This window comes from Acuticoccus sp. MNP-M23 (assembly GCF_031195445.1).
Lineage (GTDB): Bacteria > Pseudomonadota > Alphaproteobacteria > Rhizobiales > Amorphaceae > Acuticoccus.
Genome location: NZ_CP133480.1, coordinates 3,471,939 through 3,495,199 on the forward strand (window position 1 = coordinate 3,471,939; position 23,261 = coordinate 3,495,199).

Annotated in this window: 19 protein-coding genes and 1 tRNA gene; 7 read left to right on the plus strand and 13 right to left on the minus strand. The window is 65.3% G+C overall.

What is annotated here, in order from left to right; all coding sequences use genetic code 11:
• Positions 1-22: 22 nt before the first annotated feature.
• Both RDV64_RS16020 and RDV64_RS16025 read right to left on the minus strand, forming a co-directional pair.
• Complete coding sequence (locus tag RDV64_RS16020; protein ID WP_309195928.1) at positions 23-646, minus strand: glutathione S-transferase family protein; 624 nt, start codon at positions 644-646, stop codon at positions 23-25.
• A 35-nt stretch (positions 647-681) separates the two neighbouring features.
• Positions 682-2,091, minus strand: a complete 1,410-nt coding sequence (locus RDV64_RS16025; protein WP_309195929.1) for a dihydrolipoyl dehydrogenase — start codon at positions 2,089-2,091, stop codon at positions 682-684.
• A gap of 185 nt (positions 2,092-2,276) precedes the next feature.
• Between RDV64_RS16025 and RDV64_RS16030 the strand changes: the two genes are divergently transcribed.
• Positions 2,277-2,735, plus strand: a complete 459-nt coding sequence (locus RDV64_RS16030) for a MarR family transcriptional regulator (protein ID WP_309195930.1) — start codon at positions 2,277-2,279, stop codon at positions 2,733-2,735.
• Here RDV64_RS16030 and RDV64_RS16035 read toward each other — a convergent pair.
• The 7 genes from RDV64_RS16035 to RDV64_RS16065 all read right to left on the minus strand — a co-directional run bounded on the left by RDV64_RS16035 (position 2,701) and on the right by RDV64_RS16065 (position 14,418).
• Positions 2,701-8,727 (minus strand): DUF3320 domain-containing protein, encoded by a 6,027-nt coding sequence (locus RDV64_RS16035; RefSeq protein ID WP_309195931.1) that lies wholly within the window; start codon positions 8,725-8,727, stop codon positions 2,701-2,703. The genes RDV64_RS16030 and RDV64_RS16035 overlap by 35 nt on opposite strands.
• A 178-nt stretch (positions 8,728-8,905) precedes the next feature.
• Positions 8,906-10,180 (minus strand): aminopeptidase P family protein, encoded by a 1,275-nt coding sequence (locus RDV64_RS16040; RefSeq protein ID WP_309195932.1) that lies wholly within the window; start codon positions 10,178-10,180, stop codon positions 8,906-8,908.
• A gap of 124 nt (positions 10,181-10,304) precedes the next feature.
• The gene (locus tag RDV64_RS16045) at positions 10,305-10,826 is read right to left on the minus strand and encodes a hypothetical protein (protein WP_309195933.1); all 522 of its coding nucleotides are present in this window, start codon (positions 10,824-10,826) and stop codon (positions 10,305-10,307) included.
• 202 nt (positions 10,827-11,028) lie between these two features.
• The gene (locus tag RDV64_RS16050; RefSeq protein WP_309195934.1) at positions 11,029-11,697 is read right to left on the minus strand and encodes a cysteine hydrolase; all 669 of its coding nucleotides are present in this window, start codon (positions 11,695-11,697) and stop codon (positions 11,029-11,031) included.
• A gap of 16 nt (positions 11,698-11,713) precedes the next feature.
• A complete protein-coding gene (locus RDV64_RS16055) occupies positions 11,714-12,577 on the minus strand; it encodes an ABC transporter permease (protein WP_309195935.1) in 864 nt (287 codons plus the stop codon).
• 9 nt (positions 12,578-12,586) lie between these two features.
• Positions 12,587-13,414 (minus strand): ABC transporter ATP-binding protein, encoded by an 828-nt coding sequence (locus RDV64_RS16060; protein ID WP_309195936.1) that lies wholly within the window; start codon positions 13,412-13,414, stop codon positions 12,587-12,589.
• Positions 13,411-14,418 carry an ABC transporter substrate-binding protein gene (locus tag RDV64_RS16065; RefSeq protein ID WP_309195937.1) on the minus strand — a complete coding sequence of 336 codons (1,008 nt, stop codon included), beginning with the start codon at positions 14,416-14,418 and terminating at the stop codon, positions 13,411-13,413. The genes RDV64_RS16060 and RDV64_RS16065 overlap by 4 nt, the downstream gene beginning before the upstream one ends.
• Positions 14,419-14,531: 113 nt before the next feature.
• Here RDV64_RS16065 and RDV64_RS16070 point away from each other — a divergent pair, with 113 nt between their 5' ends.
• Positions 14,532-15,233 carry an isochorismatase family cysteine hydrolase gene (locus tag RDV64_RS16070; protein ID WP_309195938.1) on the plus strand — a complete coding sequence of 234 codons (702 nt, stop codon included), beginning with the start codon at positions 14,532-14,534 and terminating at the stop codon, positions 15,231-15,233.
• Positions 15,234-15,247: 14 nt separating this feature from the next.
• On the opposite strand, the gene RDV64_RS16075 is transcribed toward RDV64_RS16070, so the two are convergent.
• The 4 genes from RDV64_RS16075 to RDV64_RS16090 form a co-directional block, all read right to left on the minus strand.
• On the minus strand, positions 15,248-16,555 hold the full coding sequence (locus RDV64_RS16075) for a class I SAM-dependent methyltransferase (protein WP_309199524.1): 1,308 nt from the start codon (positions 16,553-16,555) through the stop codon (positions 15,248-15,250).
• A 9-nt stretch (positions 16,556-16,564) separates the two neighbouring features.
• A complete protein-coding gene (locus RDV64_RS16080) occupies positions 16,565-16,795 on the minus strand; it encodes a hypothetical protein (RefSeq protein ID WP_309195939.1) in 231 nt (76 codons plus the stop codon).
• A gap of 208 nt (positions 16,796-17,003) precedes the next feature.
• Positions 17,004-17,080: transfer RNA gene (locus RDV64_RS16085), tRNA-Arg, on the minus strand.
• Between the two features lie 142 nt (positions 17,081-17,222).
• Positions 17,223-17,969, minus strand: a complete 747-nt coding sequence (locus RDV64_RS16090; RefSeq protein WP_309195940.1) for a GntR family transcriptional regulator — start codon at positions 17,967-17,969, stop codon at positions 17,223-17,225.
• Between the two features lie 83 nt (positions 17,970-18,052).
• On the opposite strand from RDV64_RS16090, the gene RDV64_RS16095 reads away from it, so the two are divergent.
• From RDV64_RS16095 to RDV64_RS16115, 5 genes are read left to right on the plus strand one after another with little or no spacing between them, the layout of a single operon-like run.
• Positions 18,053-18,838 (plus strand): citryl-CoA lyase, encoded by a 786-nt coding sequence (locus tag RDV64_RS16095; protein ID WP_309195941.1) that lies wholly within the window; start codon positions 18,053-18,055, stop codon positions 18,836-18,838.
• Positions 18,835-20,133 carry an AMP-binding protein gene (locus RDV64_RS16100; protein WP_309195942.1) on the plus strand — a complete coding sequence of 433 codons (1,299 nt, stop codon included), beginning with the start codon at positions 18,835-18,837 and terminating at the stop codon, positions 20,131-20,133. Before RDV64_RS16095 ends, RDV64_RS16100 begins: the two co-directional genes overlap by 4 nt.
• A 52-nt stretch (positions 20,134-20,185) precedes the next feature.
• Positions 20,186-21,193, plus strand: coding sequence for a TRAP transporter substrate-binding protein (locus RDV64_RS16105; protein WP_309195944.1), 1,008 nt, complete (start codon positions 20,186-20,188; stop codon positions 21,191-21,193).
• Between the two features lie 55 nt (positions 21,194-21,248).
• Positions 21,249-21,743: a TRAP transporter small permease gene (locus tag RDV64_RS16110; protein ID WP_309195945.1), complete on the plus strand. Its 495-nt coding sequence runs from the start codon at positions 21,249-21,251 to the stop codon at positions 21,741-21,743.
• Positions 21,740-23,041, plus strand: a complete 1,302-nt coding sequence (locus RDV64_RS16115) for a TRAP transporter large permease (protein WP_309195946.1) — start codon at positions 21,740-21,742, stop codon at positions 23,039-23,041. The genes RDV64_RS16110 and RDV64_RS16115 overlap by 4 nt, the downstream gene beginning before the upstream one ends.
• The last annotated feature ends 220 nt before the right edge of the window (positions 23,042-23,261 follow it).

Sequence of the window (23,261 nt, forward strand, 5' to 3'; positions counted from 1 at the left end):
TGTCCGGTCTTGAAAAATGGGCTCAGCGGCGCGGCGGTGCCATCTGCCCGGCTATGCCGGTGGCACGCGCAAAACCGGGGTCGGCCTGAAGCCGTTCCCAGTAGGCTCTTATGTGGGGTGCCTTGCCGAGCATGTCACCAAACTCGGCAAGGGCGATGATGTAGGACATCTGCATGTCTGCCAGGGTGAGCGCATCGCCCATGAGGAATGCACGGTCCTTCACGCGGGCTTCCACATGGCCAAGATGCGTTTCAAGGGCACGCTCGATGCGCGGATTTACCGGCGCGCCGTCGCCCTGCATGCGCGAAAACAGCGTCACCATCACCGGCATGGCAAGTGAGCTTTCCACGTAGTCGAGCCAGCTTTCGTGGATCCAGTGATCCGTGGTGCCGGGCGCTGGCACGAAGCGGCCTTTGCCATGCTTTTCCTGCACATAGCGCAAGATGGTCGCCGATTCGGCCAGAATGAGATCGCCGTCCTCAATGGTGGGGGATTTGCCGAGCGGGTGAACGGCTTTCAGAGCTTCAGGCGCCTGAAACTCCGAGGTCCGGTCATATTTCACCAGCTCATAGGGAGCGTCGAGCGCCTCCAGAAGCCAGACCACACGAAGCGCGCGCGAATAGGCAAGGCAATGCAACTTGATCATCAGCGTTTCCGGTTTTCGAGTTTCGGGATCGGGCGTCAGGCGCCGGGCGCGTCGTCGGGATCGCGGCCATTTTTGAGGACAGCAGGCGTGGCGTGGCAGATCTCGCGCAGCGCCGGCTTGAGCCCCTCTTCAAGGGTCGGGTGGTAAAACGGCATGTCGAGGAGGCTCGCAGCAGTCTCGCCCCGCATGATGGCGAGCGCCATGAGATGGGCCATGTGGTCGGCGCCGGGTGCCAGAAGGACCGCGCCGGTGAGCCGCCCGTCGGACGAGCGCGCATAAAGGCGCACCAACCCTTTCGCGCGGGCTTCCACCCTGGCGCGGCCCTGGTTTTCGTAGGACGCGGAGCCGACAACGGTGTCGCGCCCAGGCGCTGCGCCCACCACCGCCAGCGGGGGGTCGGTGAAGGTGATGGTGAAGCGCGGTGTCCGCGGCTCGGCCTCCATGGCGGGGTAGAGCGCGGCATTGCGGCCCGCCACGGCGCCCTCGTTGGAGGCTTCATGCAGGATCGGCACGTCGCCATCCACGTCGCCGGCAATGAAGACCGGCGCGTCGCCGCACTGCATCGTCTCGCGGTCGAAGAGGGGAATGCCATTGTCATCGAGCGGGAGACCGGCGCTTTCAAGGTCAAGCCCGCCGACCTTGGGGACCCGGCCCGTGGCAACCAGCACCTTGTCGAAAAGCCGTTCGCCGGCGTCCGCGCCGGTCCAGTGCAAGCGTATGCCGTCGTCCGAAGGCTCGGGCGTCACATCCACACCGCGGTGCAGCTTCAGCTCGTCCCCGATGATGGTGGCGAGGGCGGACTGGACGTCCTCGTCGTCGATGCCGGCCAACGTCTCGCCGCGGTTGAACAGCGCGGTGTCCACACCAAGGCGCGCCATGGCCTGCGCCAGCTCCAGTCCGATGGCCCCGCCACCCACCACTGCCAGCGACCGCGGAAGGTCCTCCAGCTCGAAAATGGTCTGGTTGGTCAGCGCTTTGTCGCCCAGCGCTTCGAAGGGCGAGGGGAGGCGCGGGGTGGAGCCTGCCGCAATCACGACCGCTCGGGCGCGCACCGTATCGCCGTTGTCCAGCGCCAGACTGGTGGGGCCGGTGAAGCGGGCGGTCGCCTTGATTGCGGTCCCCTCCGGCAGTTTGTCGAACGACTTGCGGGTGGCTGCGACAAAACGGTCGCGCTCGGCGCGCAGGCGCTTCATCACATCCTTGCCATTGATCGTGATGTCGCCGGGCTCCACACCGAAGACCGGGGCATTGCGGGCGCGATGCGCGGCCTCCGCCGCCGCGATGAGCAGCTTTGACGGCATGCAGCCGACGTTGGCGCACATGGTTCCCGCAAATGCCGGATCGATCAGCAAGGTTCGCGCGCCGTTGGCCCGCGCCCGCCGTTCAGCGGACAAACCGGCGGTTCCAGCCCCGATGATCGCCACATCGCACTCAAGTTCCGGCATTCGGTCACCCCACGTTGGTGAGGTGGTAACGATTGGCCGTCGGGTCCGTTTCAATCGCGCGCAATGAACCTGATGCTCTGAGATGGCATCCATTTCGCATGATGTTTAAATGAGGGAACTTCCGAGTGTACGAACACGATAGCTGGACGCATTGACACCGCTCCCCGTTCGAGGGACGAGGAAACATGAAACGTATTGCTGATCGTTCGTCAGATGACGCCTTGAAACTGGAAGAGCAGCTTTGCTTTCCAATCTACGCCGCGGCGAATGCAACGGTGCGTCTTTACCGTCCGCTGCTGGATCCTCTGGGTCTCACCTACCTGCAATATCTGGTCATGCTCATCTTGTGGGAGCATGCCCCCGTTTCTGTCGGCGAAATCGGCAGGCTTCTAGTGCTGGACAGCGGAACGCTGACCCCGCTCCTGAAACGGCTTGAGGCCAACGGGCTGGTATCGCGCCGCCGCGACAGCGACGACGAACGCCGCGTGCTGATCGGGTTGACGGCCGAGGGCCTCGAAATGCGCGAAAAGGTCAAGACCATTCCGAATGATGTGCTGCAATGCACACAATTCAGCGAAAAGGACACCGAGGAGCTGATTTCGGCGGTCTTTACTTTGAGGCGTCTGTTTCTCGCCAATCGCTGAAGCTTTCCTTCTGCGGGCCGCTCTCCACAGCCCATGCCCGGCACAGGTCGAGATAGGCGCGCGTGTCGGCGGTGAGGCGGGCGATGGCCATGGCGCGCGCCAGCTCCAGCGTGCCGTCTTCCGCCGACGCAATCGCGCGCCGGCTGTTGGCGATCACATCCGCAATTTCCGTGCGCGACACATCGCGAACGGCACGGCCGCGCAGGCCGCCGAACGGCACGCGATCCAGTGATGCGCCCTGCGGCCACACAAATGGCACGCCGAACTCGTCCACCACGCTGACCAGCGCCAGACAGTTTTCCACTCGGGCGGCAATCCGCCGCCCGGTGCGCTGCCAGCCGTGCCTTGCGGCCACCATCCGGCACAGGACGGAAAGTGGCAGTGGCCCCTCCGCCTGGGCAATTTGCGCAACGAGGCTGCCAAGCGTGCCGGCATAATCCGGCTCGAAGAAGCGGTCGGCGTCGAGCCCGCTTTCGGCCGTGGCGGCGCTGGCCGGGGCAGGGCGTTCCGGTGGCGCTTGCTCGATCATCGACGCGAGAGCCGCCTCCAGCTCTTCGGGCGAAACGCGGCCGCGACGCTGCGCCGGCGCTGCGGAAGGGCCGGGCGCAGCGGCCTGAGCCGACAAGGGCAAGGGCGAGGCACTTTCCAGAAGTTCGCGCGGCGGGGCCGGATCGGGCGCAGCGCTCAGCGGTGCAGCCAGCGCGAGGCGTTCCGGCAGATGGCCCGGCCGTGAATCATCTGCCTCGCTGACGGCGCGTGCGGCCGCCGCCGCGGCGTCCTTTTGTGCGCGGGCGTCACGGTCGCTTTCCAGAAGTGTCTGCAATGTTTCGTGCAGCCGGTCGGCCACGGCATCCGGCGCACGGAACCAGTCCGTCGACCAGATGCGCAGGATCGTCCAGCCGAGCCCCTCCAGTACCGCCTGGCGGATCTTGTCGCGGTCTCGCGCCGTGGCAGAGGCATGGTAGCTCGCCCCGTCGCACTCGATCCCGGCAATGAACGCGCCGCCATGGTCCGGGTGGACGATGGCAAGGTCGATCCGGAAGTTGGAGACGCCGATCTGGGTGCGCACCTCCCAGCCGCGGCGGCGGAATGCGTCAGCGATGGCAGCCTCGAACGGATTTTCCGCGGGGCCGAGCGAGCCTTCGTCCGCGGCAGGCAGCGCCACAGGGCCCCGCGCGGCATAATCCAGAAACGCCTTGAGGTGCTTCACGCCGGTCTTGCCGCTGCGCGACAGGTCGATCCAGTCCGCGTCGATCGACGAGAACACATGAAGCTCCCGCCGTGCTCTCGTCACGGCAACATTGAGCCGCTTCTCGCCGCCCTCGGCATTGAGCGCGCCGAAATTCATCGACCGCGTGCCGGTGACAGACGGGCCGAACGTGATGGAGAACAGCATCACATCGCGCTCATCGCCCTGGATGTTTTCCAGGTTCTTCACGATGACAGGCTCGTCCCGGTCGTCCGAGAAAAACCATTCAAGCCGGGGATCGTCCCTGAGCACGTCGTCCAGAAGATCCTGGATCAGCCCCTGCTGCTGCGAGTTGAACGTGATGACGCCGAGGGTCTGCCGCTCGCTTTCCGGCGCCGTCAGCCACGCGGTCAGCCGCTGGCTGACGAAGGTGGCCACGGCCTTGGCCTCGATCTGGTTGGTCCGCCCGCTGCCGCGCGCATAAATGCCGTCCACCTTGTGGAAGGCGACAGCGCTCGTTCCGTCGATGGGCGCCGGGAAGGTGACAAGCCGGCCGCCATAATAGAAGTGGTTGGAGAAGGCGATCAGCGCCTCGTCACGGCTACGGTAGTGCCAGGTCAGTTCGCGCGTCGGAATGCCGGCGGTGGCCACCTCGTCCAGAATAGAGAGGGGATCGCGCTCCACCTCAGGCAGCTCCTCGTCATCGTCGGTGCGGCCGAAGAAGTTGCTGGGCGGCAGCTGTTTCGGATCGCCGACGATAATGGCCTGCCGCCCGCGCGCAATCGCGCCGACGGCGTCCCATGTGGTGATCTGGGACGCTTCGTCGAAGATCACCACGTCGAACGCGGCCTGGCCCGCCGGCAGATACTGGGCAATGGACAGCGGCGACATCAAAACACACGGCGCGAGTTTTGGGAGGGTGGAGCCGATGGAGCTTAGAAGCGTGCGAATGGGCATGGAGGGGCGCTGGAGCCCCAGCTGATGGCGCAGCGCCCCAAGCTCCGACTTGCGCGCGACCCCGTCCGGCTCGGGCAACCCGTGCTGGATACGGCGCATGATTTCGGATGGGGCAACGCGTGCTGCTTCCTCGTCGAGACGGCGGAAGGTCTCTACGATGTGTTCGTGGTCCCAGTGGGCGAACCGGCGAAGCTCGGGGCTGGCATCCAGCGCAAGAGGCAGCCACCAGCGCGCATAGGCGCGGCGGAAGGTGAGGGCGGCATCATCGACGCGGCGGTTCTCCACGGCCTCCACCAGCGGGGCAAGACCGCCGGCGAGCGCGTGGTGGCGGGCCTCCATCCAGCGCGTCCAGTCCGAAATGCGGGCCTTTTGCGCAAACAGGAGATCCAGCGCTTCGTTCAACGCGGCGAGAGGACCTGCGGGATCAGCAGCGCCGCCGATGCTGTTGAAGTGCGCAAGGGCATGGGCGAGTGCGGCTTCGGCAGCCGTGTGTCCAAGGAGTGCATCGCGCAGCGGACCGTCCGGCCCGGCGGCAAGGGCTGCGGCGGCAGAGCCGAGGCAAACATGGTCGGCTGCGTTCTCTGCGGCAGCGCGCAGCGCATGACGGAGCGCCGCCGCCTGCTCGGCCATTGCGGCAAGGCGGGCGGGCTCGGCGTTGCTGCCGGCCGCGGCGGCGAGGGGGCTTGCGGCGAGCGCCTCCTGCCGTGCGGTGATGGTGAAGAGGGCCGGTAGGTCGCGGGCAGGGTCGCTGACACCGGCATCGGCATAGGTTTGCAGAAGCTTGCGCACCTTGCGCTTCGACAGCCACGATAGCGGCCAGAAGCTGGCTGCCGCCTGCCGCCATTCGCCATCCAGCGCCGCAAGGGGGATCCGCGGCAGCATCGCGTCCGGGTAGCGCGCCGCCATCGCGCGGCGTGCGGTCTCGATGGCATTGGCGTCGGCGGCAAAGGCCTCCACATGCTGGCGGATTGCAGAAGGTGGCAGGTCCGGCATGCGGCTGACGTCGAGCGCTGCCTGGTCGGTGCGGGCGGCGAAGGCCGCCAGAAGCTTGCGCCGCTCGGGGCCAAGCGCCGGGTCTGCGCAAAGGCCGATCATCGCGGAAAGCTGCGATGCACTCGCGCGGACGGCTTTTACCGCCCGAAGGAGTGCAGCGGCGCCATCCAGAAACGCAGCCTCCCAGGCGTGGGACCAGTCACCGGACGCAACCAGGGTGAGCGGCGGGCCATCGCCGGCCACCGCATGGGTGCGGGAGAGTTCACGCGCGATCCGCTCAAGGCCCGCAAAACTTGCGGCGTCATGCGCATCCTTGTTGCTGAAGCCGATGGTGAGGCCGTCCGGCGCAGCGGCAAGCCAGCCGATGGCCTCGAAGATGGAAAAGCCCTGCCGGCCCCTGGCGTGGAGCGCCTGCACATAGGCGTTGAGGCTGTCGCGTGCGATCCGCAGCTGGTCGGTCACGTCGATCCAGGCGTCTTCGGGCGCGCCGGTGGCCCGCTGCCAGCTGTTGCCGAGCTGGGTGAGCACGGCCTTGCGGTCGGTCTTGTTGGAGTGAAGCTCCAGCACCGCATCGCTGAGCCCGTAGGCGGCGAGGCGCCGGTGGACCACGTCGAGCGCTGCGGCCTTCTCGGCAACGAACAGGACGGTGCGCCCCGTGGCAAGGCACTGGGCGATGATGTTGGAGATGGTCTGGCTCTTGCCGGTCCCCGGCGGGCCGATCAGCACGAAGTTCCGCCCCTCGGCAGCCGCCACCACGGCGGCAAGCTGCGAGCTGTCGGCCGGCAGCGGGGTGACGAGATCGCGCGGGGTGAGCTTGGTGTCCAGTTCGCGGGGCGTGAGGGGCGGGGTCTCGCCGTTGCTGAACGCGGCTTCGGGGTTGTCGACCAGATGGCGCACCAGCGGATTTTCGCGAAGCTGGTCGGTCCGCTCCACAAGGTCTTTCCACATCAGGTATTTGGCGAACGAAAAGGTGGACAGGAAGAGGTCTTCCACCACCTCGAACCCGGCCACATCGCGCACCTTGCGCCGCACTATCTCCAGAATGCCGGGCACGTCGATGCCGCTTTCGTCCCGCGGCAGCTCACCGGAAAGCTCGGGGATGGTGAGATCGAAATCGCGCTGCAGGAACTCAAGCAGCGTGGCGTTGAAGCGCACGTCGTCTTCGTGGTGGGTCAGCGTGAAGTCGGACTGGGCGGAGCGACGGTCGAGGGCGACCGGGATGAGGAGGAGCGGGGCGCGGTAGGTTCTTGCCTCGCCGTCCCGCTTCCAGCGCAGGAAACCCGCCGCCAGGAACAGCGTGTTGGTGCCGCCTTCCTGCATGTCGCTCTTCGCCCGGCGGAAGAGGGCGAGGAGGCGGTTCTTCATGTCGCCTTCGGTGAGCGGGATTGCCACCTGTCCGCGCCCGTAGGCGTGACCGGCTGCCTCAAGCTCGATGGCCTTGCGTTCCTCGGCGGAAAACTGGCGGGTGCCGACCGGGTCGTCCTCGATGAGGGCGTAGGTCTTGAAGCGCTTGCCGCCCGCCAGCGCGTCCTCCAGCGCCGCCATGTCGGGTGCCATGAGCGGCACAGTCTGCTTGGTGGCCTTGAAGTTGAGGAGCCTGTTGCGCAGCGACAGATCGAGAAGCTTGCGCTGCCACCGCTCGATCCGCCCGCGCGGCGTCTGCGGGACATCGTCCACCGCGTCGGCTGGAAGCGAGGCGCCGTCCAGCGGCTTCGGCAGCGTTGTGGGGGCGGCCTCGGCATGGTCTTCCGGCACGGCTTCTGCGGTGGTGGTGGCCAGCGGACGGATGCGGGCCGCGCGCGCGCGTGCCACATCCACCGCAGTCACGAACCTGTCCTCGTGCTCTTCGGACAGCTGGCGGCGGCCCTCCGCCACTGCCTGTTCCAGCCCCACCGTTGGCCGGCGGGTGAGAAGCGTGGTTTCGATGGGGACGAACTCGCGCGCCTGCACCGCCTTGCGAACGGCAACGATGTCGGGCTCGGTGACATAGCCGAAATCCCGCGGCACCAGCCAGACGCCGACGAAGGCGTGGCCCTTTGTGAACAGAACCACGGAGTTGAGCCCGGCTGCCTCGAACGCGGCTGCCAGAAGGAGCGCCGTATCGAGGCAGGTGGCCAGCCCCTCGGCCTTGATCCGGCCCGGCCCGCGCACCTTCTGCCCCGCCGTCTCGAAGGACGCTGGCGGGTGCGCATAATGCAGCCCCATGCCGGTGGCCGCGGACCAGATGGCGCCGGCGAGAAGCCAGGCCCGCTGCGGGTCGCCCGAGCGGTAGCCGTCAAGACCGCCCGGATAGCCGCTGCGCTCCAGAAGCTCCGAGGCATCGCGCAGCAATGCGGCCACCACCGCATCGTTGGGGGACACGAACGCCGCCAGGAGGTGCGCCATGTCGCCGACGCCGCCCCACTCGTCGCGGGCGAGAAATTCGATGGTGTGACGCTCTTCGCAAAGCGGCCCGTCCGGCCCGTCGACGGTGAAGACCAGAGCACCCACTTCCGCCTCGTTCAGCGCGGAAAGGCGGGCGGTGTCGAACGCGGTGGAGAGGCTTTCGAGCGTGCGGGAGGTTCCCGCTGCGATCCGGTCGAGCTGCCACGTCTTCGAGCGCAGGAGCGGCGGCTCTGCGCGCATCGAGAGGGTGATGGTCTCCAGTGGCCGTTCGGTGTGGTTGGTGAGCGTGATCGCGTGCAGAACGCCAACGTTGTTCTGCGCGGATGCTGCGTTCACGCGAACGGTCTTCCGGATTTCCAGCGTGAGCGCCGGCGCGGCGGGTTCACTGCTATCCGGCACGGCGGCGCTCTCAGTCTCGGCGGTGGTCTCGCTGTCAGACAGGTCCGCGGGGGTGACGGGTTCGCCCATGGAAGCCTTCCGGAATTGTCGCCGTTGCACGCTACGCGAATGCTGCACCAGAAGCGCAATCAAAAATAGTATCGCGCGTTTTGACACCGGCGACGAACGCCGGTGTCATTGCCGCGAACCATATTGTTAAGACCAATTGGGATTGATTAACGAATTCAACGGCATTTGCGCCGAATTGTTATGATTCGCCGCGGGTTGCCTGGCGGTTTTCGCGTCCCCGCCCGGCACACGAGGAACCAATGATGTTATATTCGGGGCCGAAGGGAAAGCCGGTGATGTTGCGCGCGCCGTCGGCCGTCACCACCAAAATGTCGTGCTCGCGGTATCCGCCTGCGCCGGGGGTGCCGTGCGGCACCCAGAGCATCGGCTCCATCGACACCACCATGCCAGGCTCCAGCACCGTGTCGATATCCTCGCGAAGCTCGAGGCCCGCCTCGCGGCCATAATAATGCGAGAGGATGCCGAAGGAGTGGCCGTAGCCGAAGGAGCGGTATTGCAGGAGATTGCGCTCGGCCAGAAAGCGGTTGAGCTCGGCGGTGATGCCGGAACAGGTCGCGCCCGGCCGGATCAGCGACAGGCCCAGCCTGTGGGTGGCGACATTGGCTTCCCAGAGGGCGAGTGAGGCCGGATCCGGCTGCCCCATCCACAAGGTGCGTTCCAGCGCGGTATAATAACCGCTGACCATTGGAAAGGCGTTGAGCGAGAGGATGTCACCGTGTTGCAGCCGGCGCGTGGTGACCGGATTGTGCGCCCCGTCGGTGTTCGGGCCGGACTGGAACCACACCCAGGTGTCGCGCAGTTCGCTGTCCGGGAAACGCTCGGCAATGGCGCGCTCCATCGCATCGCGGCCGGCCATCGCAATGTCGATCTCGCGCTGCGTCAGGAAAATCGCATCAAGAATTGCGATGCCGCCGATGTCGGCAATGGCCGCACCCGCCTCGATGAGGGCGACCTCCTCGGCGGACTTGATCATCCGCGCAGCCATCGCGGCGGGCGCAATGTCGACCAGCTCGCGAACGCCCAGAATGTCCTGCAATCCATCGCGCTGCGCGAGGGTGAGATGGTCGCGCTCGATGCCGATCCGGTTCTCGCTGCCGGTGAGCGACGCGACGGCACGCCAGAAATTGCCACGCTGCCAGTCGGTGTAGACGAGGTTGTCGCCGTGGCTGCGCCGGGCGGGCTGCGCCCCGTCGATGTTGGCCGATACCGTGGTGGCGTTATCGTGGGTGACAACGCAGGCGTAGGGCCGCCCGAACGCGCAGTAGAGAAAGCCGCTGTGGTAGGCGATGTTGTGCATCGACGTGAGCACCACAACCGGCAGGTCCGCCGCCCGCATGATCTTGCGCAGGTTCGCAAGACGCCGCTCGTACTCGGCCGAGGAGAATGGAAGCGCGGCCTTTTCGCCCAGCGGGGCGCGAAACATTTGTGGGCGGGAGGCTTTTGTTGTCTGCATTGGCCGGTCCGGTCGCGTCGAACGATCGCGTTCGAGACGTCCGGGCGTACAGGACAGGGCTTCTGGGACGCGCACGCGCCGACGCCATCGGCACGTGCGCACAGTACGCTTTTTTACGCCGTGATCAATCCGCAGTCGGGGCAGAGGGGCGGCTGATCATGCGCAGGACCAGGACCAGCACGATCCCGTAAAGAACGTGGCCCACCAGCGCGACCCAGGTGATGCCGGTGAAATTCAGGAACAGGGGCAGCCCCGCAAACCATGTGACGCCGCCGATCGCAAACACCCACAGACCGAAGCCATAGATTGCGGAGGGCAGGAAACGGTCCGGCGGTCCGATCACCCGCGACCAGATGGGGGCGAAGATGAAGAGCCAGCCCACCGGATAGCCGATCAGCCCCACGAGGTAGAAGTGGACCAGAAAGCCGGCGAAGCTGCCGTTGGGCAGACCGAGCGTACCGAGAAGGCTGCTGGCAAGACCTTCTGGCGACAGGTTTGCGAAGCCGATGCCGGGGCTGACAATCTGCCCCCAGAAGTCGAATGCAATTGTCGCGAAAAAGCCGGAGATGAACATCAACCCGAGTGTGTGGGCGTTGAGGGGCGGAATGCGATATTTGGCGGCTGAAATGCTCTTGTTCGTATTCATCTGAATTCTCTATTCGGGTTTGGAAAAAGACTCTGTCGGATCTTGAAAATCAGTGAACCGAAGATTTGCGCGCATCTGCGCTTTTACAAGCGGCAGCCGCCGTGCGTTCACATTCATGTTTACCGCTGTGATGACGGTTGACGCCAGCGGGTGACCCGCTGGCGTGGACAGATGCCTTGAAGTGAGAAGCGCCGACCGCGGCTCAGTTGAGCCGTTCGAGGATCTCGTCAGTGGTCAGCACATCGCCAAATTGCTGGATGATGTTCTCCAGCGTCGCCACGTGTTCGCGCTCCGACAGGGCCGCCGTGCCGTCCGAAACCATCACAACGTTGAAATCCAGCATCATCGCGTCCCGCGCCGTGGATTCGCAGCACACGTTGGTTTTGGTGCCGGTGATCAGGAGCGTGTCGATATCGCGGCTGCGCAGCACCCGCTCCAGCTGCGAGGCGCCCGAAATCAGCGCGCTGTAGCGGTTCTTGAACAGCTTCAGGTCAGCATTGCCGACCTCTAGCCCGTCCCAGATCTCCTGACCCGAGCCGCCGGGGTTGAGGCTTTCAACGGTGCGGGCGCGCACCTCGTCGCTGACGAAATTGTTGTAGTAGACGCGCCAGTCGCTGTCGTCGCCGGCACCGCTGTTGGCGTGCGTGACCCATACCACGTTGCCGCCGGCCATCCGCAGCCCCCGCGCCAGCCGGTTGATGGCCGGCACGATGTCGCGTGCGGCCGGCACCTCCGCCGGTGCACCCGGCGCACAGAATGTGTGCTGCATGTCGATGACGATGAGCGCGGTGCGCCTTGCATCGAACGCATCGAACAGATGCAGCCGTCCGCGCCGGGCCATCACCCGGTCGATGATTTCCTGACTGATCATTCCGGCAACTCCAAAATCATGCGCCAGCGCTGCGGCGGCGCATGATGAAGCCCTCAAGCAGTTGCACTGCGATGAACAGCAGGGTGGATAAAAGCGCGAGGCTGACAATGGAGGCCATCACGAGGTTCATCTGGAAGATCTGGCTGCCATAGTTGATGAGGAAGCCGAGCCCGGCATTGGCTGCCTGAAATTCGCCAACCACAACGCCCACCAGCGCCAGGCCGATATTGACCTTGAGCGTCGAGATCATCGTCGGCACGCTGCCCGGCAGGATCACCTTGGTCAGCACTTGAAAGCGCGACGCGCCCCAGATCCGCACCAGCTTGATCTTGTTCGGGTCGATGGAGCAGAAGCCGGTGTAGAGCATCAGGATGGTCACGAACACGCTGATGACGATCGCCATCGCGTAGATCGAACTCTTGTCGCCGAGCCAGATGTAGAAAATCGGCACCAGCGCGATCTTCGGCAAGGCGTTGAGGACCACCACAAACGGGTCGAGCGTGCGGTAGATGAAGGGCGACCACCACAGCGCCACGGCCGCCAGAATGCCCAGCACCATCCCGCCGGTAAACCCGATCACGGTGGACTTCAGCGTTGCCAGCGTGTGCGTGAACAGGGTGCCGTCGGCCGCCATGGTGGAGAGGGTGGCGATGACGGCGGTGGGGTAGCTCGTCAGCATCGGGTTCACCCAGCCGGCCTTGGGGGCGATCTGCCAGAGCACCAGAAAGCCCGCAATCAGCGCGATCTGGCAAAGGATGATCTTGCGCTTCTCCCTCTGGATGCCGGCGAGATAGGCGCCATAGCGGGCGGTGCGGTGCGGCGCCTGTTCGCGCTTCTGAGGCGCGGCGGCGGCGGACGAAATTTCGGCGGCTTGTTCCATGTCCTGTCCTCAGTGCTGACGGTGGACGTCGAGTTCGTCCCAGATCTTCTGGAAGTAGGCGTCGAACTCCGGGGCACTGCGCGCCTCGAAGGGGGTGGGCCGGCCGCCGTCATGGCTCGGCCATGCGATCCGGTGCTCGGTCTTGATGCGGCCCGGCCGGCGGCTCATCACGATGATCCGGTCCGCCATGGAGATCGCCTCGCCAATATCGTGGGTGACGAGGATGACGGTCTTGCCCTCCGCTTTCAGGAGTTCGGCAATCTCGTCGGACAGGGAAAGCCGGGTCTGAAAGTCGAGCGCGGAAAACGGCTCGTCCAGCAAGAGGATGTCGGGGTCGGGGCACAATGTGCGGGCAAGCGCCACGCGCTGGCGCATTCCGCCGGAGAGCTGTGCGGGCGGGCTGTCCAGAAACTCGCCGAGGCCGTAGCGGCGAAGGAGGTCCTTGGCGCGGGTCTTTGCCGCCGCGCCGCCCTGGCCCAGGATCTCCGTGCCGAGGAGCGCGTTTTCAAGCACGGTGCGCCACTCGAACAGCGTATCGTTCTGCAGCATGTAGCCGACGCGCGGGGAGGGCCCCTTCACCGGCTTGCCCTCCACTTCGACCACCCCTTCAGCCGGGACCATCAGCCCGGAGACAAGCGACAGCAGCGTGCTCTTGCCGCAACCGGACGGGCCTACGATGGCAACGAACTCCCCGGCGGCAACCTCCAGGCTGATGTCCGACAGCGCCAGCGTTTCGCGCTCGGGGGTGAAATAGTCGAGCGTGACCCCGGAAAGCCGCACGGCCGGGTTGTTCAGCGCGGCCGCCGGATCGCCGTGCGCTTCTGTGGCGAGGCTCACTTGAACTCTGCCTCGGCCGCTTCGGCGAAGGATGCGTCGACGATGGCGTCATAGGCCAGCACATCGTCCTTGGGGAGCACACCGCCCTCGACCATGATCTCCTGCGCCTTGGCTAGGCCCTCGGGGCTCACCACCGTGGACTTGGACCAGATCGGCTCGGCGTTTTCGAGGAAGCGGGACACCACGGAAAAATTGTTCTCTTCCGAAAGTCCGGGAAAGAACGGAGCGACAGCCGCTGCAATCTCTTCCTTGGAGGCGGTCTCCATCCACGCCTGTGCGCGGGCGATGGCGTTGGTCCAGCCCTGCGCCACGTCCTTGTTCTCGGCCAGCCAGTCATCCATGGCGAAGAACACGGTATAGTCCGCCCGGCCGATTTCGGCGCCGATGGAAGCGAGCACATGGAGCTCGCCCGCCGCCTCCAGCTTGGACAGCGACGGTTCGGTGAAGATCCCGAACGGCCACTGGTCCGACATCCACGCCCCGTCACGCGCTGCCATGCCGACGTTGGTGGTGATGCCGGCCACCGTATCCTCGCTGAGGCCATGCTCCTTCAACACATATTCAAGATAAAGCTCGGGCGTGCTGCCAGGGCGCCAGCCAAACACCTTCTCGCCGTCGACCATGGACCAGTCGAAATCCTCGATGGGCTCGCGCGAGGCGAAGAAGAACCCGTCCGTCGCCGTCAGCGCCGAGAAGATGGTGGGCTTGTCGGGCGATTCGCCGTTGCGGATGTAGATCGGGACCTCGGGGCCGGACAGCGCGAAGTCCACCTGCCCGGAAATCAGCAGCGCGCCGACCCGGTCGCCACCATTGGCCGTGACCAGCTCCACGTCCAGCCCCTCGTCCTCCACGTAGCCGTTGGTCAGCGCCACATACATCGGCACGTAGAATTGCGACCGGACAACCTCGGCCATCTTCACCTGCTTCAGGTCCTTCGCGGCGGCGGGCACCGAGAGAGCGGCCGCGGCGGCAGCGAACATCAGCACGGGCAGACGGTATTGCATGGCTCTTTCTCCGGATGGGGGCGTTTGAAAAATGAAAGAGCAAGCAGCGTGCCACCCGGTTGGCGTGTGACTTGCTGCACGTTTCAAAGCTGCAACGCACGGAGCGTGAACCCATGCACAAGCTCGAAATCAGCCCGGACATCATCGCGCGGGTGGTGGCGCGGACGGGGAAGGTCCATCCGTTCGACGACCTCGAACCGTCGCGCACCGCCCTCGTCGTCATCGACATGCAGAATTATTTCATGAAGCCCGGCTACCAGGGGGAAGTGCCGCTGGCGCGCGAGATCGTGCCTGCGGTCAACCGTCTTGCTGCCGGCCTGCGTGAGCGTGGCGGCCACGTGGTCTGGGTGAAGAACGCCACCAACGACACCATGGAAAGCTGGTCCGTCTTCAACAACGACCTGATGACGCCCGAGCGCCGTGACGAGCGCTACCGCACCATGGACATGGCCCATGAAGGCCACCAGCTCTGGCCTCTGCTGGATGCCCGGCCCGAGGATGCACAGCTGGTCAAGAAGCGGTTCAGCGCGTTCATTCAGGGTTCTTCGCCGGTGATCGAACACCTTCACGCGCGCGGGATCGACACGGTGCTGATTGCCGGCACCGCCACCAATGTGTGCTGCGAAAGCTCCGCGCGCGATGCGATGATGATGAACTTCCGCACCGTGATGGTGGCCGATGCGCTGGCGACCTACACCGACGCCGAGCACAACGCTGCCCTGTCAGCCTTCTACATGCTGTTCGGCGACGTGATGAATGTCGACGAGACGCTGACTGCCCTCGGCGAAATCCCGGCGGCCGCCAAGGTCGCCTGACCCGGGGCCACGCTTCAGGCCGAAACGCTTTCCTCGCGTGCTGCAGCGGCGGGGGCCAAAGCCTTGCGGCAGTAAAACAGGCTGTGGCTGGAAATGCCGGCCCATGCCGCGGTGGGGATGACGGCCCGGCGCAGCGCGTCCTCTCCGAACAGCTTGAGCGGTTCGATCAGATGGTCGCCCTCGCCCCATACCTCGGCCAGCATTGCGGTGAGGCTGTCGGCGCCAAAGATGCGGAAGTGGTCTTCCTGGCCGAACCGTTCCAGCCGGTCGGCTTCGGAAAGGTTCGGGGACAGGTCTTCGATGGTGTCCTTGCCGCGGATTGGCACGGAGAATATGTGAAGGCCGCCCGGCGCGAGGATCCGGTGCAATTCCTGCAAGACGTAATTCACGTCGCAGGGGAGGTGTTCCAGAACGTGGCTGTGCAAGATGACGTCATAGCTCTCGTCTGCAACACCGCCCAGATCACGACACAGATCGAATTCGCGCACGTCCAGAATGCGGCTTTTGTAGCGGGACACATCGAGATCACGGGCATGATATTTCTCGCCCGACGCTTTCAAAAAGCGACGGCCGATCCCGGCTTCGGGTGCGAAATGCAGGATCCGCTTGTCCGGCTCGAAGGCGCCCAGGTTTTCGAGCACCATGAACATCATGCGGTTGCGCTCGACCGAACGGCAGGTGCTGCACCGCGCATTGGCGCGTCCGTTGAAGGCTTCGAACTTGTTGCCCTTGCAGATCGGGCATTCCAGAACCTCGGCAGGCGGCTTCGGCGCAGCGGGCTCCGACGTGCGGGAAACCGAGGGGGGCCGCGTGCCGGTGGCCGGCTTCCGCGTCACGAACGTGGCATTCATGTAGCACGGGTCAATGGCGGCGCTGCGCCGGAGTATGGACGTTTCGCCGCCAAGATCGCGGATCATGTCCACCAGGTCGGCCCCATAGTCGGTATAGACAAGGCAGCGCGTGCCATCGCCTGAATTGTGATAGCGGGCAGGCTGGAGGAGGATCTCGCGGCCATCTTCCATCGCCACCCGTTTTTCGGTCTTGTCCGGCAAGGGATAGGCGTTCGGAATAGTGAAGATGTGCCGGCCGCCCGGCTTCAGCACCCTCAGAATTTCCGCGAACGCTGCCTCGATATCGAAAAGCTGCTCCAGCACGTCGGACGTGATGACGAGGTCGAACGTATCGTCGCCAAATGTGAGCGCGGGGAGGTTCTCGTTGCGAACGCTGTCCGGCCCTTCGACGCCGAGCGGTCTGTGCGGCCAGTGGTAGGACCGGTAATAATTCGGGAGTGTCCGGAAACGGCTGACGAAGGGGCTGCGCAGGGCCGGCTCTTAGATGACGACGTCGTCCAGCATGCGCCGCGACATCAGGTCGGCGACCGACAGGGCCTGCCCGCGTCCGAATTCATCGACAATGACCGCGGCCTGATCGCGCCAGCGCAGGGTAAACCGGCACGATGGACAGGCGTAGGCCTCACGGATCGATCGCTCGTCGCCCCGCACGAACAGACCCTTCTGACCGCAGATCGAACAGATGCCATGATAGTCGTGTTGCTGGTTCAAGCGGATCTCCTGCGTGGGTACGGCGCGGGCAAAGCGGAAAATCCGGCTGTCTCAGCCGCTCGGTCACCCGGTGGCAGAACAGCCGGCGAAGGCATGTTCAAGCCTTTTTCGGTTCGCAGCGGGATGGCGCGCGGGACCATCGCCCCGCGCATCCGGGGCGACCGCGCCGCCGATACGGTGGGCGAAGCTCACCCGCGACGGGAACAACTGGCGACCCCACCAGGACTCGAACCTGGGACCTACGGATTAGAAGTCCGTTGCTCTATCCAGCTGAGCTACGGGGCCGTGTTGCTAGCGTTGCTAATCAATCGTCTGGCCGACAGACAACGGCCTTGGCATGTCCGGTAGCATGGTCTCGAAGGAGGCGGCAAGGCGGCGCTGACCGGGGCTTGCCGGACATCGCTCAACCTGTTCCGGGCAGGGCACTTCAGCTTGCGCGGGTGAAGATCTCGTCGCCGTGCAGGCCTCTGGTGAAGGCGGCGGCCGGCATCGACAGAACCATGTCGCGGGCTCTGCCCAGATGGGCGCGGGTCGCCGTTGCGGCGCCCTCGGCGTCGGCAGCCTCGATGGCCTGCGCAATCACGCGATGCTCGGCAAGCGAGGTTGCAACCACCTCGGCTGTCAACGCGGTCGAAATCTGCGCCATGATCAGCGACAGCTGAAGGTTGGTGTTCACCTTCACCAGCTGCGCGTTGCCGGCAGTCTCGAACATTGCGCCGTGGAACAACTGGTTCTCGGCAATGTAGGCGGCGGTGGCGAGCCGGGGTGTCTCATCCGACAGGAAGGAGACCGCCGCCAGGAAAGCTGCACGCACCAAGGGATCGGCGGCATTCTGCGCAGCCTTGCGGGCGGCAAGTGTCTCCAGCTCCAGCCGGATTTCGAACAGCTCTTCGGCATCCTTGAGCGTGAGCCGGCGCACCAGCGCGCCCCGGTTCGGCACGATCTCGATGGTGCCTTCGGCGGCGAGCCGGCGGAACGCCTCCCGCAAGAGGCTGCGGCTGATGCCGAACTCCGCCGTCAGGTCCGCCTCCACCAGCCGCTGCCCAGGGACATAGCGGCAGCGGTAGATGCCCTCGCGGATGGCCTGTGCCACGAGATCGCCGCGCCCGCCGTGGGCTTCGGCGGGGCGCGTGACGTCACCGGCGGCGCGCGTACGGGCTTTGGTCTCAAGCATGGCTCGACCCTACGGTCGCGGCGCCCCGTTGACAACTACAATATTGTCCGACAATGCTGTCTGAAAATAAGGAAACGTCAGCCATGATGATCGGACGGGCAGGGCCAGCCACCACTTCCATCAGCACTGCGGATGCCGCCAGTATCACCGTGCGCGGCCGGGACCTGTGCGGCGACGTGATGGGCCGGCTCACCTTCACCGACTATTTCTTCTTGCTGGTCACGGGCGATGAGCCGACGCCGCTCCAGCGCGAATTTCTCGACCTGTTGCTGATCGCCATTGCCGAGCATGGCCTTGTGCCCACCAACCAGGCGGCGCGGATGACGCTGGCTGCCGACCCGGACTCGATCCAGTCCGCCGTTGCCGCGGGCATTCTGGGGTGCGGCACGGTTGTCCTCGGAACCGCGCAGACGGCCGGCAACTGCCTGCGCCGTGCGCTGGCCCGTGCCGACGAGACCGGCGTCAGCCCCGAAGATGCGCTGCGCACCGAACTCGAGGCGATCCGCGCCGTCAAGGGACCAGCCCCCGGCTTCGGCCACCCGCTGCACAAACCGTCCGATCCACGCGCACAGCGCATCATGGCGCTGGCCGAGGCGCGCGGCGCTGCCGGCCCCTATGTGGCGCTGGCCCGTGCTGCCGAAACGCTGGTGCCGGAGGTGTGGGGCCGGGCGCTGCCGATGAACGTGTCCATGGCGATCGCCGCCGTTCTCCTCGACCTCGGCTTTCCGCCAGCCATGCTGAAGGGCATTCCCATACTGGCGCGCACGGCAAGTCTCATCGCCCATCTGGGTGAGGAGCAGCAGCGTCCGATCGGCTTTTTGATGGCAGGCCATGCCGAAGCTGCAATCAGCTACGAGGCAGGCCAATGAGCATCGACGGCACCGTGACCGGCGGCGTGTTTCGCGCAGAGGGCGATGATGCGCTCTACCGTGCGCAGATCCGCTATCTCCTCCATAACTCGCCGTTTTATGCCGAAAAGCTCGGTGGCGATGCGGACGCCATCGGCGGCATCGATGCCATTGCCGCGCTTCCGTTCACCGAAAAAGACGAGTTGCGCGCCTCGCGGACCGAAGAGCGGCCCATCGGCGCCCACCTTGCTGCACCGATGGACAAGATCGTTCGCATCTTCTCCACCTCGGGAACGACGGGAACGCCGAGCTACATTCCGCTGACCCGGCAGGATCTGGACAGTTGGATCACCATTTCGTCCCGATCCTACGGCGCAACGGGCATCACACGCGGTGAGCGGATCGTCTCCACCTACAACGCCGGCCCGTTTGTTGCCGGCGCTGCGCTGGATGCGTTCGCCCATCTCGGCCTTTGCCACATTCCTGTCGGGTCCGGGAACACCGAGCGGCTGATGACGGCCGTGCAGCTTCTGAAGCCGAGCACCGTTGCACTCACGCCGTCCTACGCGCTCCACCTTGCCGAATGGGCAACTGCCCGCGGCATCGACCTGCCGTCGTCCTCCGTGGTGCGGCTGATGGTGGCCGGCGAGCCCGGCGGCGGCGAGCCTGCCATGCGCGCCGCGCTGGAGGAGGCGTGGGGCGCAAAGGTCACCGAAGCCATGGGCATCGGCGATATTTCGGTTTCGCTGTGGGGCGAATGTCAGGCGCAAAAGGGCATGCACTTCTCTGGCGCGGGCGAGGTTCATTTCGAGCTGATCGACCCCGAAACCGGCGCGCCCGTTCCCATCGAGGATGGCGCGGAGGGCGAGCTTGTCTACACCCACCTTCGCCAGCAGGCCGCTCCGCTGCTGCGCTTTCGCAGCCGCGATCATGTGCGGATCTCCATGGGTCCATGCCCGGACGGGCGGACGGGACCGCGGGTTCGCTGCATCGGCCGCACCGACGACATGCTCATCGTGCGCGGCGTGAACCTCTTTCCCACAGCGCTGCGCGAACTCGTCAATGCCTTCGTGCCGGACGTCACCGGTGTGATTTCCATCCGTCCCACGGTGAAGGGCCCCAGGCAGGCGCCCCCGCTGCCGGTGACGGTGGAGGTGTCCGAAGGCGTGACCCCCACGGACGCGCTGGCCGATGCCATCCGCACGCGCATCCGCGATACGCTCCTCGTGACCACAAAGGTCACGCTGGTGCCAGAGGGGACGCTGCCGCGGACCGACTACAAGTCCAAGCTGATCGACTGGTCCGGCGCAAGCTGAACAAGGGCCGGATCGAAACGGCCAAAAAATAACAAACAGGGAGAAAACGACGATGAAGCGGACAGCAACTGTTCTAGGCGCACTCGCGCTGGCAACAACGGCCAACGGCGCACTGGCGGCGGATTACGAGCTCAAATTCTCGTCCATGTTTCCGTCCACCCACTTTATCCAGACGCTGGCGCTGGACCCCTGGGCCGCCGAGATCGAAGAGAAATCCGGCGGGCGCATCAACATCACCTTCTTCCCCGCAGGTTCGTCGCTGGGTGACGCAACGCGCCAGTTCGACCAGGTGCGCGCCGGCGTGGTGGACTTCTCTGTCGGCATTCCGCCAATCCCGCGTGGGCGCCATCCGCGCACGGTGCTTGTGGAGCTGCCTTTTGTCGTGCCGGACGCGGAAGTCGGCACCTGCGCGCTGATGGCGATGAAGGACACGCTTCAGCCGGACTTTCCGGGCACCCACATCCTGTCGCTGACCACCACGGAGCCGAGCGCGGCCCACCTTCGCGGCGAGGTCACGTCGCTGGATGATCTGAAGGGGATGCGGGTGCGCACTCCGTCGCCTGCCATCACGGCAATGCTGGAAACCATCGGCGCCACGCCTGTCGGCATGCCGCCCACGGAAATCTACGAGAGCGTGGAGCGCGGTGTTGTGGACGGCAACATCATGCCGTGGGGGCCGGTCGGCGCGTTCAAGCTGTGGGAGGTGCTGAACACCCACGTCGATGCGGCCATCAACCCGGTGAGCATGTACATCCTCATGAACGAACGCCGCTACGAATCGATGCCTGACGATCTCAAGGCCATCATTGACGACGTGAGCGCCGAAACCTTCGCCAACTGGGGCCGCTGGTGGCAGGAGACCGATCAGGAGGCGATCGACGCGGCCAAGGCCAACGGCAACACGGTCATCACCCTCTCCGATGAGGAGCGCGACGCGTGGCGCGAGCGCCTCACCCCGGTGATCGACACCTACCTCGCCGAAAATTCCGACATGGACGCGGATGATGCGCGCAGCCTGTATGCTGAAATCCAGCAAGCAGTCGAAAACTGCCAGCAGTAGGCCTGACCGGCGGGCGCCCTGACGGCGCCCGCCAGCCGGGTCGAGGGGGAGAGCAATGCGAAAACTCACGACGGCGCTCGCCCTTCTGGGCACGAGCGCTTTTCTTGTGGCTGTGGTGCTGACGGTGATCGACATCGTGCTGCGCTCGGTCAGTACGCTGACGGTGCACGGCCTTACCGACATCGTGACGCTGTGCACGATGATCGGCGCGCTGATGGCGATCCCCTACGGCTTCGCGCACGATGAGCATGTGTCGATCGACGTCTTCACCGTTCGGCTGCCCGCCGGCGTCCAGCGCGCCTGCGCGCTGTTCGCGGCACTTCTGGGGCTGGTCTTCCTCGCCGGGGCCACATGGTTTGCCAGCCAGCAGATGCTGATGGAATGGGGCTACGGCGACCGCAGCCAGTCCATCGGTATTCCGATGGTCTATTATTGGCTGCCGCTTCTCATCGGTCTCGGCATTGCGGCGCTGGCCAACCTCTGGCTGATCGTGCGGATCCTGCGCGGCATCACCGACACCGCACAGAGCGTCGAGGCGGACGCCCGATGACCCCGCCCATCATCGGCGTCCTCGGCCTCGTCGCTCTCCTCGTTCTGATTGCGGTGCGGGTGCCGGTGGCCATTGCCATGGGCACGGTCGGCATTGTGGGCGGCGTGATTCTCAATGGCTGGTTCAGCCTCGGCTTCGTTCTGGGCTCCCAGCCCTTCGTCACAACATCGTCCTACGCGCTGTCGGTCATTCCGCTCTTCGTGATGATGGGGGCGTTCGCGTCGCGGGCAGGGCTGTCCTCCGCGCTCTACCGATCCCTCCATGCTTTGATCGGGCACTGGCGGGGCGGGCTTGCGTCGGCAACGATCGGCGCCTGCGCCATCTTCGGGTCCGTCTGCGGCTCCAGCCTTGCAACCGCGGCCACCATGGCCCGCGTCGCCATCCCCGAGATGACCGCAATCGGCTACGACCGGCGCCTGACGTCCGGCGCCCTTGCCGCGGGCGGGACGCTCGGCATCCTCATTCCGCCGTCGATCATCATGGTGATCTACGCGCTTCTCACCGAGCAATCCATTGGCCGCATGTTTCTGGCAGGCCTCATTCCGGGCATTCTGGCGGCCGTTCTTTATGTGGGGGCGACCTGGCTGGTGGTGCGCCTCGAGCCATCGCGTGCGCCACTGGTGCCGCGCGCATCCGGGGCGCAGATGGTGTCGGCAGTGCGCGACATGTGGCCGGTGGTCTGCCTGTTCGGCCTTGTCATGGGCGGCATCTATGTGGGCGTGTTCTCGCCGACGGAAGCCGCGGGGGTCGGCGCATTCGGGGCTATTCTGCTCGCCGCCTACCGCCGCGTCCTCACCTGGCAAGTGATCCGCGATGCGCTGATCGAGACGGCCGGGACCACGGGGATGCTGTTCATGATCCTCATCGGCACGTCCGTCCTCCAGTTCTTCATCGAAACATCCACGTTGCCGGTGGTGATTGTCGACTGGATCGGGACCATCGGCTTGCCGCCCATTGGCGTGATCGTGATGATCCTCCTCATCTACGTGATTCTGGGCTGCTTTCTCGACAGCCTGTCGATGATGCTGATCACGCTCCCCATCGTGTTCCCGCTGGTGACGGCGCTGGGCTACGACCCCATCTGGTTCGGTGTTCTGGTGGTTTCGGTGGTGGAGATCGGGCTGATCACACCACCCCTGGGCATGAACCTTTTCGTCATCACGGCAAGTACGGACGACCTCAAGTTCGAGACCGTTGCGCGGGGTGTCGTTCCCTACCTGATGGCAGACTTCATCCGCGTCGCGCTTCTGGTCATGATCCCCGCGCTCTCGCTCGGCCTTCCCGCGCTGCTGATGTAAAGGCGGGGAGGGCGGTTCGCCGCGGCGGCCTCGCCGTTGCGCCACCCGCAGCAGCCGACGGGCAGGGGTTTTGCCGGGGCCAATGCGCAGCTGTCCGCGGCGCAACGGTGGATTGGTGGCAGGGACCTGGCGATCTGGTTCCCGCGAGCTCGCCCCAATCAGCCGCCGGGGACCGCAATCCAACTAAGTCTGGATGTCTGGGGTCAGGGTTCGCATCTTT

What these genes read in the sequence shown, in the direction of transcription:
- RDV64_RS16030 (WP_309195930.1), top strand. Translation starts at nt 2,277, where the DNA reads ATGAAACGTATTGCTGATCGTTCGTCAGATGACGCCTTGAAACTGGAA.
- RDV64_RS16055 (WP_309195935.1), bottom strand. Translation starts at nt 12,577, where the DNA reads ATGGAACAAGCCGCCGAAATTTCGTCCGCCGCCGCCGCGCCTCAGAAG.
- RDV64_RS16105 (WP_309195944.1), top strand. Translation starts at nt 20,186, where the DNA reads ATGAAGCGGACAGCAACTGTTCTAGGCGCACTCGCGCTGGCAACAACG.
- RDV64_RS16020 (WP_309195928.1), bottom strand. Translation starts at nt 646, where the DNA reads ATGATCAAGTTGCATTGCCTTGCCTATTCGCGCGCGCTTCGTGTGGTC.
- RDV64_RS16100 (WP_309195942.1), top strand. Translation starts at nt 18,835, where the DNA reads ATGAGCATCGACGGCACCGTGACCGGCGGCGTGTTTCGCGCAGAGGGC.
- RDV64_RS16035 (WP_309195931.1), bottom strand. Translation starts at nt 8,727, where the DNA reads ATGGGCGAACCCGTCACCCCCGCGGACCTGTCTGACAGCGAGACCACC.
- RDV64_RS16095 (WP_309195941.1), top strand. Translation starts at nt 18,053, where the DNA reads ATGATGATCGGACGGGCAGGGCCAGCCACCACTTCCATCAGCACTGCG.
- RDV64_RS16110 (WP_309195945.1), top strand. Translation starts at nt 21,249, where the DNA reads ATGCGAAAACTCACGACGGCGCTCGCCCTTCTGGGCACGAGCGCTTTT.
- RDV64_RS16070 (WP_309195938.1), top strand. Translation starts at nt 14,532, where the DNA reads ATGCACAAGCTCGAAATCAGCCCGGACATCATCGCGCGGGTGGTGGCG.
- RDV64_RS16025 (WP_309195929.1), bottom strand. Translation starts at nt 2,091, where the DNA reads ATGCCGGAACTTGAGTGCGATGTGGCGATCATCGGGGCTGGAACCGCC.
- RDV64_RS16045 (WP_309195933.1), bottom strand. Translation starts at nt 10,826, where the DNA reads ATGAATACGAACAAGAGCATTTCAGCCGCCAAATATCGCATTCCGCCC.
- RDV64_RS16090 (WP_309195940.1), bottom strand. Translation starts at nt 17,969, where the DNA reads ATGCTTGAGACCAAAGCCCGTACGCGCGCCGCCGGTGACGTCACGCGC.
- RDV64_RS16040 (WP_309195932.1), bottom strand. Translation starts at nt 10,180, where the DNA reads ATGCAGACAACAAAAGCCTCCCGCCCACAAATGTTTCGCGCCCCGCTG.
- RDV64_RS16065 (WP_309195937.1), bottom strand. Translation starts at nt 14,418, where the DNA reads ATGCAATACCGTCTGCCCGTGCTGATGTTCGCTGCCGCCGCGGCCGCT.
- RDV64_RS16050 (WP_309195934.1), bottom strand. Translation starts at nt 11,697, where the DNA reads ATGATCAGTCAGGAAATCATCGACCGGGTGATGGCCCGGCGCGGACGG.
- RDV64_RS16115 (WP_309195946.1), top strand. Translation starts at nt 21,740, where the DNA reads ATGACCCCGCCCATCATCGGCGTCCTCGGCCTCGTCGCTCTCCTCGTT.